This window comes from Noviherbaspirillum agri (assembly GCF_054780595.1).
In genome coordinates, this window is sequence record NZ_BAAGWA010000001.1 from 558,706 (window position 1) to 571,639 (window position 12,934).

8 protein-coding genes and 1 tRNA gene are annotated in these 12,934 nt (G+C 55.0%); 7 read left to right on the forward strand and 2 right to left on the reverse strand.

All coding sequences use genetic code 11. The features are described 5' to 3' along the window. Positions 1-38: 38 nt before the first annotated feature. Both hpnD and hpnC read right to left on the reverse strand, forming a co-directional pair. Entirely contained in the window at positions 39-872 is an 834-nt protein-coding gene (gene hpnD, locus ACYVIA_RS02390; RefSeq protein ID WP_460837519.1) for a presqualene diphosphate synthase HpnD, read from the reverse strand. Between the two features lie 36 nt (positions 873-908). After that, on the reverse strand, positions 909-1,751 hold the full coding sequence (hpnC, locus tag ACYVIA_RS02395; RefSeq protein ID WP_460837521.1) for a squalene synthase HpnC: 843 nt from the start codon (positions 1,749-1,751) through the stop codon (positions 909-911). Between the two features lie 165 nt (positions 1,752-1,916). Here hpnC and ACYVIA_RS02400 point away from each other — a divergent pair, with 165 nt between their 5' ends. The 7 genes from ACYVIA_RS02400 (at position 1,917) to lon (ending at position 12,606) form a co-directional block, all read left to right on the forward strand. After that, a complete protein-coding gene (locus ACYVIA_RS02400; protein ID WP_460837638.1) occupies positions 1,917-3,095 on the forward strand; it encodes an efflux RND transporter periplasmic adaptor subunit in 1,179 nt (392 codons plus the stop codon). Next, the gene (locus ACYVIA_RS02405; protein WP_460837524.1) at positions 3,092-6,196 is read left to right on the forward strand and encodes an efflux RND transporter permease subunit; all 3,105 of its coding nucleotides are present in this window, start codon (positions 3,092-3,094) and stop codon (positions 6,194-6,196) included. The genes ACYVIA_RS02400 and ACYVIA_RS02405 overlap by 4 nt, the downstream gene beginning before the upstream one ends. Before the next feature lie 202 nt (positions 6,197-6,398). Further along, positions 6,399-6,485, forward strand: a tRNA-Leu gene (locus tag ACYVIA_RS02410). A 29-nt stretch (positions 6,486-6,514) separates the two neighbouring features. Then, positions 6,515-7,864, forward strand: a complete 1,350-nt coding sequence (tig, locus tag ACYVIA_RS02415) for a trigger factor (protein ID WP_460837526.1) — start codon at positions 6,515-6,517, stop codon at positions 7,862-7,864. A 31-nt stretch (positions 7,865-7,895) separates the two neighbouring features. Further along, complete coding sequence (gene clpP / locus ACYVIA_RS02420; protein WP_460837527.1) at positions 7,896-8,522, forward strand: ATP-dependent Clp endopeptidase proteolytic subunit ClpP; 627 nt, start codon at positions 7,896-7,898, stop codon at positions 8,520-8,522. A 158-nt stretch (positions 8,523-8,680) separates the two neighbouring features. Beyond that, positions 8,681-9,949 carry an ATP-dependent Clp protease ATP-binding subunit ClpX gene (gene clpX, locus ACYVIA_RS02425; RefSeq protein WP_460837529.1) on the forward strand — a complete coding sequence of 423 codons (1,269 nt, stop codon included), beginning with the start codon at positions 8,681-8,683 and terminating at the stop codon, positions 9,947-9,949. Positions 9,950-10,191: 242 nt separating this feature from the next. After that, entirely contained in the window at positions 10,192-12,606 is a 2,415-nt protein-coding gene (lon, locus tag ACYVIA_RS02430) for an endopeptidase La (RefSeq protein ID WP_460837532.1), read from the forward strand. Positions 12,607-12,934 lie beyond the last annotated feature (328 nt).

Sequence of the window (12,934 nt, forward strand, 5' to 3'; positions counted from 1 at the left end):
TCCCTGCGAAACGACTGATGCACTGAGAATGGCATTTCCTATCCGCGGATGTAGGTCTTCCATGCAAGCCAGAGCTTGCGGATCGGCGTCAGTGAGACCTTGTGGTTGAGGACATGAAAACCATCGCGCTGGATTTCGTCCAGGAGTGCGCGGTAGATGGCAGCCATCATCAGCCCGGGACGTTGGGCGCGGCGATCCTCTTTGGGCAGCAGCGCAAATGCTTCGTCATACATCGCTTGCGCGCGCTCGGTCTGGAAGCGCATCAATGCCTCGAACCTGTCGCTGTGGCGGGCATTCAGGATATCCGCGGCGGTAACGTTGAACTGTTGTAACTCATTGACCGGCAAGTAGATGCGTCCCTTGCGCGCATCCTCGCCCACGTCACGAATAATGTTTGTGAGCTGAAACGCCAGGCCGAGCTTTTCAGCGTATTGCAGGGTTTCGGCACGGGTCACGCCAAAGATGCTTGCCGACAGGATCCCGACGACGCTGGCGACATGCCAGCAGTATTTCTTCAGACCCACAAAATCAAGGTAGCGCGTCTGGTCGAGGTCCATCTCCATGCCGTCGATGATGGCCTGCAGGTGCGTGGCTTCGAGGCCGTAGGTGGTGACATGCGGCTGAAGCGCCTGTGTGACCGGATGGGTGGGAGCTCCGGCGATCATCGCGTTGATTTCTTTCCGCCACCAATTCAATTTGTTGCGCGCAACGGTGGGATCGATGCATTCGTCGACGGTGTCATCCACTTCACGACAAAACGCATAGAGTGCGGTAATCGCCCTGCGGCGCTCGGCAGGCAGGAACAGGAAGCTGTAATAGAAACTCGAGCCGCTTTGGACGGCTTTTTGTTGGCAGTATTCGTCGGGCGACATGGAAGGGGACGTCGGGGTTGAGGCAAAGCCGCTATGCTAGCCGACATGCGCGGGGCGCGCCAAACTGTATTTCATTGTCGCAGCACGGTAAAGAAGGACGAGCCAGTCCACTGGTCCGAGCGTAGGGCGGCGACGGAATACGTCGTAGTCGACGCGCTCGATTTTCTCCAGTATGCGCAGCCCGCCGTGGATCACCAGTCGCAACTCCCAGCCGATGCGGCCGGGCAGGCGCAGTGCCAGCGGAGCCCCGGACAGCATCATGTTCCGCGCCCGCTCAATCTGAAAGCGCATCAGGTTGCGCCAGGCGTCATCAGCGCATTCGCTTGTCAGATGGAGTTCGGTAACGCCGAAGTGCCCCAGATCTTCCTGGGGAAGGTAGATCCGCTCCTTCCTCCAGTCGATGGCCACGTCCTGCCAGAAGTTGATCAACTGAAGTGCGGAACAAATGGCGTCCGAATCGCGCGTATTCCGATCGTCGGCCGAGCCATAAAGGTGGAGCATCATCGCGCCAACCGGATTGGCGGAGCGGCGGCAGTAATCCAGCAGCTGATCGAACGTGGCGTAACGCTTTTTCACTACATCCTGCTTGAAAGCCGAGAGCAGGTCCCGCAGCGGCTGGAGCGGGAGGCGATAGACAGCGATGACTTTGGCGAGCGAGGCAAACATCGATCCGTCCGTGGCGGCGGCGTGCTCAATCCTGCTTAGCTGTTCTTCATACGCTGCGAGCGCCTGTAGGCGCTCCGATGGCGCCGCATTTCCTTCATCGGCCAGGTCATCGGCACTTCGCGCAAAGGCATAGATTGCCTCTACCGCCGGCCGCAGCCGGGCGGGCAGGAGAATCGAGGCTACCGGGAAATTTTCGTAGTGATCAACTGACATTGTTTGTTAATGACCAAAAAGTCATATGCAATTCACAGATAGGCTGCTTATAATTACTAACCAGTCAGTCAGTAACTGTCGCCGGGCTCGTAAAAAGAGCCAAGGGCGCGCGTTGTCAGATCGCATAGTAAAGGAAAAAAAGTGACCGCCCTGATAGTTTCCCGTATGAATGTGCCAAACGAAATACGCTTCCGCCTTGTTGCTACTTTGGCTATTGTGGCGCCATTGATGCTTGCCGCGTGTTCCAAACCGGCCGAGAAGGTGGAAGAGATCCGTCCGGTTCGTGTCATTCGCCTCGCCGCGGACAATGTCGATGTAGCCGCCGAATTCTCAGGTGAGGTTCGTGCAAGGGTCGAATCCCGGCTCGGTTTTCGTGTCGGCGGAAAAATCGTTTCAAGAAAAGTTGATGTCGGCTCTATCGTGAAACGCGGCCAGGTGCTGATGCAACTCGATCCCCAAGACCTTCAACTGGCTCAGGCGCAGGCAAATGCGGGGCTGAAAGCGGCTGAAAGCAACCGCGACCTTGCCAATGCAGAAATGAAGCGCTACCAGGAGCTGCGCGAGAAAAACTTCGTCAGCCAGGCGGTCCTTGACGGCAAGGAAACAGCTTTCAAGGCCGCCCAGGCGAGTTATGAACAGGCGCTTGCCGCCTACCGGAATCAATCGAATCAGGCCGGCTATACGACACTGGTCGCCGATATCGACGGCGTGGTTACCAGCGTGGATGCAGAGGTGGGCCAGGTGGTCGGGGCCGGAAGTCCAGTCGTCCGCGTTGCCCGGGCGGGAGAAAAGGAGATCGTCATCGGTCTCCCGGAGGACAAGGTTGATACCTTGCGCCGCATGAAGGACGTACGCGTACGGACCTGGGCGCGCCCGAACGAGAGTATTCCGGGCAAGCTGCGCGAAGTATCTCCCGTTGCGGACCCGGCGACCCGCACTTATACGGCAAAGATTTCCATCCCCGACGCGCCGGAGAGCGTGAAGCTGGGAATGACTGCCTATGTCACGTTCGTGGCCAAAACCTCCGATGCCATGATCAAGCTTCCGCTGAACGCATTGTTCCAGCAAAAGTCGTCGACTTCAGTCTGGGTGGTGGAAAACGACAAGGTAAAGCTCGTTCCTGTCCAGATAGCAGGTGCGACCGGCAACGACATCCTGGTCGCCAATGGCTTGTCTCCCGGTCAGACGATCGTTACTGCTGGCGTCAACCTGCTTAAAGATGGTCAAAAAGTGAAAATTCTCGGCGGCGAAACCCTTGCCAATACCGATGGCGCGCCGACGCCGGGAGCGGACATTGCGGCCCAGGCGATGAATGCCGGGCCCGTTAATGGGGCGGTCAAATGAAGGGCGGCTTTAACCTTTCCCGCTGGGCACTCGAACATATCCCGCTGACTCGTTACCTGATTGTTGCTTTGCTGATTGGCGGCGTGCTGAGTTATAGCCAGCTTGGCCAGGACGAAGATCCGCCATTCACCTTCCGTGCGATGGTTGTGCGGGCAGTGTGGCCCGGGGCGACCGCATTGCAGATGGCCGAACAGGTAACAGACAAGCTGGAAAAGAAGCTGCAGGAAACGCCGTACATCGACAAGATCCGCAGCTATTCCAAGCCGGGCGAGACCGTCATCATCCTTCAGTTGCGCGAATCAACCCCGCCGAAGGAAACGCCTCAAGCGTGGTACCAGGTGCGCAAGAAGATCGGGGATATCCGTGGCACGTTGCCTGCCGGGGTCATCGGGCCGTTCTTCAATGATGAATTCGGCGATACGTACGGATCGATCTTCGCACTGTCCGGGGATGGATTCACTCCGGCGGAAGTGAAGGACTATGCCGATCTGGTGCGCCAGCAGCTCCTGCAGGTACCTTCAGTGGCCAAGGTCGAACTATTTGGTGTGCAAGACGAGAAGATCAATATCGAGTTTTCGAACAAGAAGTTCGCACAGCTAGGGATACCGTTCGAGGCAATCGTCGCACAGCTCAACGCACAGAACACGGTTGAGTCGACCGGTGTGCTGGTGACTGCCACCGACAATCTGCAGGTCCGGGTAACCGGTGCGATGCGCTCCGTAAAAGACCTCGAGAACCTGGAATTGCGAGCCAATAACACGACCTTCCGCCTCGGAGATTTTGCGGCAGTCAAGCGCGAATACAAGGATCCCCCACAAGACAAGATGCGCTTCAATGGCAAGGAAGTCATTGGCTTGGGGATTTCCATGGAAAAGGGTGGCGACATCATCCAGATGGGGCGCAACCTCGAAGCAACGGTCAGCGATATCAAGAGCAAACTCCCCGTCGGCATCGAGCTTGAGCGCGTCTCGGACCAGCCCAAAGCCGTCGCTTCATCGGTCAACGAATTCCTGAAGACGCTTGCAGAAGCCGTGCTCATCGTGCTCGCCGTGAGTTTTCTTTCGCTCGGTCTTCACACCAAACCCTTTCGCCTGGATATCTGGCCGGGGCTGGTCGTCGCGCTGACGATTCCGTTGGTGCTGGCAGTGACCTTCCTCTTCATGCGGATCTTGAATATCGACTTGCATAAGATCTCGCTCGGCGCGCTGATTATTGCGCTCGGCCTGCTTGTCGACGACGCAATCATCGCCGTAGAGATGATGGTGCGGAAGATGGAAGAAGGCTTTTCGCGATTTGATGCGGCGACCTTTGCTTATACGTCGACGGCAATGCCAATGCTGACCGGGACGCTGATCACGGCTGCGGGTTTCCTCCCGATCGGGCTCGCCAAGTCCGCTGCAGGCGAGTACACATTCTCGATGTTCTCGGTGAATGCGCTGGCATTGGTTATTTCTTGGTTCGTGGCCGTATTGTTCACTCCCTATATTGGCTATGTTTTGCTCAAGGTGAAACCTGCGGCGAACGCTGATGGCCACCATGAGCTTTTCGATGGGCCGTTCTATTCACGCTTCCGTTCCCTCGTGAACTGGTGTGTGGAGTGGCGCAAGACCACGATTGCGTTGACCTTGGCTGTCTTTGTGCTTGGTGTGATCGGCTTCCGCTTTATCGAGCAGCAGTTCTTTCCGGACTCTAGCCGGCCAGAGTTGATGGTGGAACTCTGGATGCCGGAAGGGACTGCCTTCGCGGCCACTGAAGCGCAAGCCAAGAAGTTTGAAACGTTCGTACGCAAACACGAGGGCGTCGAAAGCATCACCAGCTATGTGGGAACTGGCAGTCCTCGCTTTTATTTGCCACTTGATCAGATTTTCCCTCAAAGTAACGTTGCACAATTCGTGATCTTGCCGTCCGACCTGAACGCGCGGGAAGCATTGCGCCTGAAGATCATCGACGCGTTCAAGAACGATTTTCCTGAGGTCAGGGGGAGGGTAAAACTCCTGCCCAACGGGCCGCCCGTACCGTACCCGGTCCAGTTCCGTGTGACAGGATACGAAGTGGAGAAGGTGCGTGCGATTGCCGATGAGGTAAAAGAAATCATGCGCACCAATCCCAACACGGTCGGCGTCAACGACAACTGGAACGAGTCTATCAAAGTGCTACGTCTGGATTTGGATCAGGACAAGTTGCGTGCTCTTGGCATCAGCTCGCAAACCGTCATGCGTACCGCGAATACGATCCTGACCGGGACAACGATTGGCCAGTACCGCGACAACAACAAGCTTATTGATATCGTGATGCGCCAACCGGTGGAAGAGCGATCTACCATCACTGCATTGAACGAGGCGAATATTCAGACATCGAGTGGCAGGGCCGTTCCCATGGCACAGGTCGCCCGCGCCCAGTTTGTCTGGGAGCCCGGCGTAATCTGGCGTGAAAGGCGGGAATGGGCAGTGACGGTCCAGTCGGATGTCGCGGACGGTATCCAGGGGCCGACGGTGTCGAGCCAGATCAGTCCGCAGTTGGACAAGCTGCGTGCAAGTCTGCCCGCTGGATACAAGATCGAGCTGGCCGGAGCAGCAGCCGACAGCGGCAAGGCGCAGCAATCGATTGCCGCAAACGTGCCGTTGGTGATATTCATCATCTTCACCTTGCTGATGCTTCAGCTTCACAGCTTCTCGCGAGCGTTGATGGTGTTCCTCACCGGGCCGCTGGGTATTGCAGGAGCAGCGCTTGCACTCCTGCTTCTGCAACGGCCCTTCGGCTTCGTCGCCCAGCTTGGCGTGATTGCGCTGTTCGGCATGATCATCCGGAATTCGGTGATTCTCGTCGACCAGATCGAGCACGATATTCGCGAGGGAGCCGCACCGTGGAATGCGATTGTCGAATCGGCAGTGCGCCGCTTCCGGCCGATCATTCTCACAGCCGCTGCAGCGGTGCTAGCGATGATTCCGCTGTCCCGGTCGGTGTTCTGGGGGCCGATGGCCGTTGCAATCATGGGCGGTCTAGTCATTGCGACGGCCTTGACGCTGTTATTTCTGCCCGCGCTCTATGCCGCGTGGTTCCGCGTCAAGAAGCCGGGGCCGGAAGTGGCGACCATCCCGTAGCAGGAGTGGGGGCTTCTCCGCTTCATCGGACGAGAGGCTCCCATGCATAAAAAGCGGGACAGCTGAAATAAAAATCCAGTAAAATGCCAGGTTGAAGTTGAAGAGCTACTAACAAGAGCTTTGTAGGGCGACCAAATATTCACTTCATGGTCGCCCTTTGCTTTTGTGCAAAATCAACGTAAAAGAGCAATGCTACATTCCCGCGAGGATGGCGAAATTGGTAGACGCACCAGGTTTAGGTCCTGACGCCAGCAATGGTGTGGGGGTTCGAGTCCCCCTCCTCGCACCATAGAATACTTAATTTTTTGGACGATTCACATGGCAACTGCAGTCGAAACCTTGGAAAAACTCGAGCGCCGCATCACCATTACTGTGCCGCTGGCAGATGTGAAAGCGGAAGTTGAAAAGCGCTTGAAGATTCGTGCGCGCACCGCTAAAGCTCCGGGCTTCCGTCCGGGTAAAGTGCCGATGAAGATGGTCGCTCAGCAGTATGGCTTTCAGGTCGAGAACGAGGTATTGAATGACAAGGTTGGCCGTGCATTCAGCGAGGCTGCCAGTGAAAACAATCTTCGTGTTGCCGGCTATCCGAAGATCGAGCCGAAGAGCGGCGACGGTGTGGCGGAAGATGTAGTCACATTTGATGCGACGTTTGAAGTTTATCCGGAAGTTAAGATCGGCGACCTGTCCGGTGCAGAAGTCGAAAAGGTCAAGTGCGACGTCACCGAAGCCGAGATCGACAAGACGATCGATATCCTGCGCAAGCAGCGCGTGCATTATCACGTCAAAGGCGAGCAGAGTGCTCACGGTGACGGCGGCGCCGATCAGGCTGCGCAGAACGGCGATCGCGTAACTGTCGATTTCGTCGGCAAGATCGACGGCGTCGAATTCCAGGGCGGTAAAGCAGAGAACTATCCGTTCGTACTCGGCGAGGGCCGTATGCTGCCAGAATTCGAGGCTGCGGCAATCGGGTTGAAGGTTGGTGAATCCAAAACCTTCCCGTTGCCGTTCCCGGCTGATTACCACGGAAAGGATGTCGCCGGCAAAACGGCAGAGTTCACGATCACGATGAAGAAGATCGAATGGGCACACATGCCGGAAGTGGACGCAGAGTTTGCGAAGTCGCTCGGCATCGCCGATGGTGATCTCGTCAAGATGCGTCAAGACATCAAGGTCAATCTGGAACGCGAAGTCAACGGTCGCGTCAAAGCCAAGACCAAAGACGGCGTGATGAACGCATTGATCAAAGCGTCGGAACTGGATGTGCCGAAAGCGCTGATTGATCAGGACGTCGAGCGTCTCACCGAAATGGCCCGTCAGGACATGGCTCAGCGTGGCATGAACGTGAAGGATATGCCGTTCCCGCCTGAGCTCTTTACCGCGCAGGCAGAGCGCCGCGTTCGCCTTGGCTTGATCCTTGCAGAAGTAGTGAAGGCAAACAACCTTGAAGCAACCCCGGAGCAGGTGAAGGCACAGATCGAGGAGTTTGCACAGAGCTATGAAGATCCTCAGCAAGTGATGAAGTATTACTACAGCGATCGTCGTCGTCTGGCGGAGGTGGAAGCACTTGTATTGGAAGAAAACGTCGTTAAGTATGTTCTGGACAAGGCCAAGGTCGCTGAAAAGGCGGTTTCGTTTGACGAGTTGATGGGCAACAACGCACAAGCCTAAGTCGCGAGTGCGTCATCCTTAAGGAAAGCACATGTCAGGCATGATTAGAAATGCAGCACTCGATACCGAAATGCTCGGTATGGTGCCGATGGTGATTGAACAGAGTGGCCGTGGTGAGCGAGCGTACGATATTTACTCGCGTTTGCTGAAGGAGCGCGTCATTTTTCTGGTCGGCCCGGTTAATGACCATTCCGCCAACCTGATTGTTGCGCAGTTGCTTTTCCTCGAGAGCGAAAATCCGGACAAGGATATATCTCTGTACATCAATTCCCCGGGTGGATCGGTTTCTGCGGGGATGGCAATCTATGACACGATGCAGTTTATTAAGCCCGACGTCTCAACTTTGTGCACTGGCTTGGCTGCATCGATGGGCGCCTTCCTGCTTGCAGCAGGAGCAAAAGGGAAGCGCTTCTCGTTGCCGAACTCGCGCATCATGATTCATCAGCCTCTGGGTGGGGCCCAGGGCCAGGCTGCGGACATTGAGATCCAGGCACGCGAGATCCTCTACTTACGCGATCGCCTGAACCACATCCTCGCAGAAAAAACTGGGCGGACCGTGGAACAAATCAGCAGGGATACAGACAGAGATAATTTCATGTCTGCTGCGGAAGCTGCCGAATATGGCATGATTGACAAGGTGCTGACCTCCCGCGTTTAATGGGCTGTCCAAGCGGAAAAACGCCCGGACGTTCGCCCGTCCGGGCGTTTGTTTTCGGACGACGATTCTTGGCCGTTTGCCGCGTTTCTTGAGCGGTGTCGTGACGAATCTGAATTTCGCAGGTAAGATCAACTCAATCTCTATCCATACTTTGCTCTATGTCTGACAAAAAATCCTCCAGCGGCGAAAAACTTCTTTACTGCTCCTTTTGCGGAAAGAGCCAGCACGAGGTAAAAAAGCTTATCGCAGGACCATCCGTGTTCATCTGCGACGAGTGTATCGATTTGTGCAACGATATTATTCGTGACGAAGCATCGAGCGCTGAGCCGGTTTCAGGGCCGAAATCCGACCTTCCGACGCCGCAAGAAATCTTCGAGCTCCTCGGGCAATATGTCATTGGACAGGAGACTGCCAAGCGTATCTTGTCGGTCGCTGTGTACAACCACTACAAGCGGTTGAAACACTTGGGAAAGAAAGATGACGTTGAATTGGCAAAGAGCAATATCTTGCTCGTCGGTCCGACCGGTTCTGGCAAAACGCTGCTCGCACAAACGCTTGCGCGGATGCTGAACGTTCCATTCGTCATCGCTGATGCCACGACGTTGACAGAAGCGGGCTACGTAGGAGAGGACGTTGAAAACATCATCCAGAAGCTATTGCAAAACTGTAATTACGAGGTTGAGAAGGCACAGAAAGGCATCGTCTATATTGACGAGATCGACAAGATCTCTCGGAAATCCGACAACCCTTCAATTACACGTGATGTGTCGGGCGAGGGTGTGCAGCAGGCCTTGCTGAAGCTTATCGAGGGAACGATGGCGTCGGTGCCACCTCAAGGTGGGCGCAAACATCCAAACCAGGATTTCGTCCAGATCGACACCACCAATATCATGTTTATTTGTGGTGGTGCTTTCGACGGCCTTGCCAAGATTATCTCCAATCGCTCAGAGAAGAGTGGTATCGGGTTTTCGGCCAGCGTGAAGAGTCAACAGGAGCGTAATGCCAGCGAAGTATTATTGGATGCCGAGCCTGAGGATTTAATTAAATTCGGCTTGATTCCAGAGCTGGTCGGACGCTTGCCTGTGGTCGCGACCCTGAGTGAACTAAACGAAGAGGCCTTGATCCAAATCTTGCTTGAACCCAAGAATGCGCTGATCAAGCAGTATGCAAAACTGCTTCAAATGGAAGGCGCTGAACTGGAAGTTCGGCCCGCAGCATTGCATGCAATCGCCAGAAAAGCTCTTGAACGAAAAACTGGTGCCCGCGGTTTGCGTTCGATTTTGGAACACGCCTTGCTAGAAGTAATGTTCGAGTTGCCGAGCCAGCAGAACGTCGCAAAGGTCGTGATAGACGAGAATACGATTATCAATGGGGCAAAACCCCTTTTGATTTATCATGAGCAGCCGAAGGTGTCTGGTGCAAAGTAGCTCAAGGTGGCTGATTGGTGATTGCATTTGATGAACATGGATACAGACGTCTTTTTTCCCAACAGCATTACAATTTGAATTACAGGAATCACTTCAGGCTTCCAGTGCAAAGCCACCCGAGGGCGACTTCGTGTGTGGCTTTTTTTATTGCAAAGCTTGCAGCAGTGATTTTGTTTCTGCTTGGACTTGAGTTTTAGGCTGCCGTGCCTACATCATTAACAAGCTCTTAAATAAGGTTCGCCATGACGACTTCTACAACACTTTCTGAACAAACCCAGTTGCCGTTGTTGCCGTTGCGGGACGTTGTTGTCTTCCCGCATATGGTGATTCCGTTATTCGTCGGCAGACCTAAGTCGATCAAGGCTCTTGAGGCCGCAATGGAGCAAGGCAAGAGCATTATGCTCGCTGCGCAGAAAGCAGCTGCCAAGGACGAGCCCTCCGCATCCGATATTTACGAAATCGGTTGTGTTGCCAATATTTTGCAGATGCTAAAGCTACCTGACGGCACCGTTAAAGTGCTGGTTGAAGGCGCTCAACGCGCGCGCATTCACCACATCAGCGAACTGGAGACGCACTTTGTCGCCGAACTGACTCCGGTGGAGTCCGAGCCAGGGGATGAGTCCGAGGTCGAGGCGATGCGGCGCGCGATTGTTCAGCAGTTTGACCAGTACGTAAAACTGAACAAGAAAATCCCGCCGGAGATTCTCACTTCGTTGGCCGGTATTGATGATGCAGGGCGCCTAGCCGACACCATAGCAGCGCACCTGCCATTGAAGCTTGAGCAAAAACAGGTGATTCTCGAAATCTTCAATGTCGCGAAGCGCCATGAGCATCTCCTCGGTCAGCTTGAAGGTGAACTAGATATTCTCCAAGTAGAGAAACGCATCCGCGGACGTGTAAAGCGGCAGATGGAGAAATCGCAACGCGAGTACTATCTGAATGAACAGGTGAAAGCAATCCAGAAGGAACTCGGCGAGGGCGAAGAGGGAGCGGACCTCGAAGAGCTGGAAAAGAAAATCATTGCGGCAAAGATGCCGAAAGAGGCGCGCGAGAAGGCTCAGTCGGAACTCAAGAAGCTCAAGCTCATGTCTCCGATGTCTGCCGAGGCGACAGTGGTGCGAAATTATATCGATACGTTGTTGAGCCTCCCATGGAGAAAGAAGTCCAAGATCAACAACGACCTCACCAATGCCGAGAAGGTGCTGGAAGATGAGCACTACGGCCTGGAGAAGGTCAAAGAACGTATTCTCGAGTATCTCGCCGTGCAGCAGCGTGTGGACAAGGTAAAGGCACCGATCTTGTGCCTCGTTGGCCCGCCCGGTGTTGGTAAAACCTCGCTAGGTCAGTCGATTGCTCGCGCCACAAACCGTAAGTTCGTTCGCATGGCGTTGGGTGGTGTACGTGATGAAGCCGAGATACGTGGTCACCGCAGGACTTATATTGGCTCGATGCCCGGCAAGATACTGCAGAGCTTGGCAAAGACAGGTGTGCGCAATCCGCTATTCCTGCTAGATGAGGTCGACAAACTCGGCATGGATTTCCGGGGTGATCCTGCGTCTGCCTTGCTTGAGGTGCTCGACCCCGAGCAGAACCATACCTTTTCGGATCATTACATCGAGGTTGACTTTGACTTGTCTGATGTGATGTTTGTCGCGACGTCGAACTCGTACAACATCCCGCCGGCACTGTTGGACCGGATGGAGGTTATCCGCTTGTCCGGTTACACGGAGGACGAAAAGACGAATATCGCATTGCGCTACCTGTTGCCGAAGCAGATTGCGAACAACGGATTGAAAGAGGATGAAATTGCCGTCTCGGAATCCGCGATTCGCGACATCATTCGCTATTACACGCGTGAAGCTGGTGTGCGTTCGCTGGAGCGGGAAATCTCCAAGATTTGCCGTAAGGTCGTGAAGATGCTTTTGTTGAAGAAGCAGGATCGCAAGATTGCCGTCACGCCGAAGAACCTTGACAAGTTCCTTGGTGTGCGTCGTTACGATTTCGGGATGGCGGAAAAAGAGAATCAGATCGGCCAGGTCGTCGGATTGGCATGGACGGAAGTTGGTGGTGATCTCCTCACCATTGAGGCCATGACCATGCCGGGCAAAGGCGACATCATCCGTACGGGCACCTTGGGTGATGTGATGAAGGAGTCGATCGAGGCAGCCCGCACCGTGGTGCGCAGCCGTGCGAAGCGTTTGGGCATCAAGACTGAACTCTTTTCAAAGACCGATATCCACATCCACGTACCGGAAGGTGCGACGCCGAAGGATGGTCCTTCTGCCGGTATCGCGATGACTACTGCTCTCGTGTCGGTACTGACGGGTATTCCGGTGCGGGCTGACGTGGCGATGACTGGCGAGATCACCCTTCGTGGTGAGGTCCTGCCGATCGGAGGCTTGAAGGAAAAGCTGCTGGCAGCGCATCGTGGCGGAATCAAGACTGCCTTGATACCTGAGCAGAACGTCAAGGACCTTGCGGAGATTCCGGATAACGTGAAGAACAAACTGGAAATTATCCCGGTGCGGTGGATCGACAAGGTACTGGAGGTGGCATTGGAGCGGCAGCCCACCCCTCTAACCGATGTGGATTCACCTGTTGACACGGCGGTTGCGCAAGCCACTCCTCAAGCCGACCCGAATGTCGTAAAGCATTAACGGGAATCCGTGGATTGAAAAGCGCCCTTCGCAGGCTGTGTAAAAACAGGCCATCGTGGTAAACCAAAGCAAGAAATCCCCGTCCAATGAGAGTTGGGCGCAAGCCTCTCGCTTAACCTGTTGAAAGCGGTTGATTGACCGGGCAAATAGCCCCGTAAGTTCAACGACTTACGGGGCTTTCTGTTTGTCGAACTCAATCACGCCAGAGGATGCTGAACCTAGCCCGGCTCCAATGGTGCTCAAAAGGGTCGACGCTGAACTCACAGCAGGCGCACGGCGTCTGTTGCGGATAAAGTTCAGCGAGCCCCGCTGATTTCCAAGGCACAGA

Bases quoted from the DNA above. Each gene is read 5' to 3' on its own strand.
- ACYVIA_RS02405 (WP_460837524.1), top strand. From the start codon at position 3,092: ATGAAGGGCGGCTTTAACCTTTCCCGCTGGGCACTCGAACATATCCCG.
- hpnC (WP_460837521.1), bottom strand. From the start codon at position 1,751: ATGTCAGTTGATCACTACGAAAATTTCCCGGTAGCCTCGATTCTCCTG.
- hpnD (WP_460837519.1), bottom strand. From the start codon at position 872: ATGTCGCCCGACGAATACTGCCAACAAAAAGCCGTCCAAAGCGGCTCG.
- lon (WP_460837532.1), top strand. From the start codon at position 10,192: ATGACGACTTCTACAACACTTTCTGAACAAACCCAGTTGCCGTTGTTG.
- ACYVIA_RS02400 (WP_460837638.1), top strand. From the start codon at position 1,917: ATGAATGTGCCAAACGAAATACGCTTCCGCCTTGTTGCTACTTTGGCT.
- tig (WP_460837526.1), top strand. From the start codon at position 6,515: ATGGCAACTGCAGTCGAAACCTTGGAAAAACTCGAGCGCCGCATCACC.
- clpP (WP_460837527.1), top strand. From the start codon at position 7,896: ATGTCAGGCATGATTAGAAATGCAGCACTCGATACCGAAATGCTCGGT.
- clpX (WP_460837529.1), top strand. From the start codon at position 8,681: ATGTCTGACAAAAAATCCTCCAGCGGCGAAAAACTTCTTTACTGCTCC.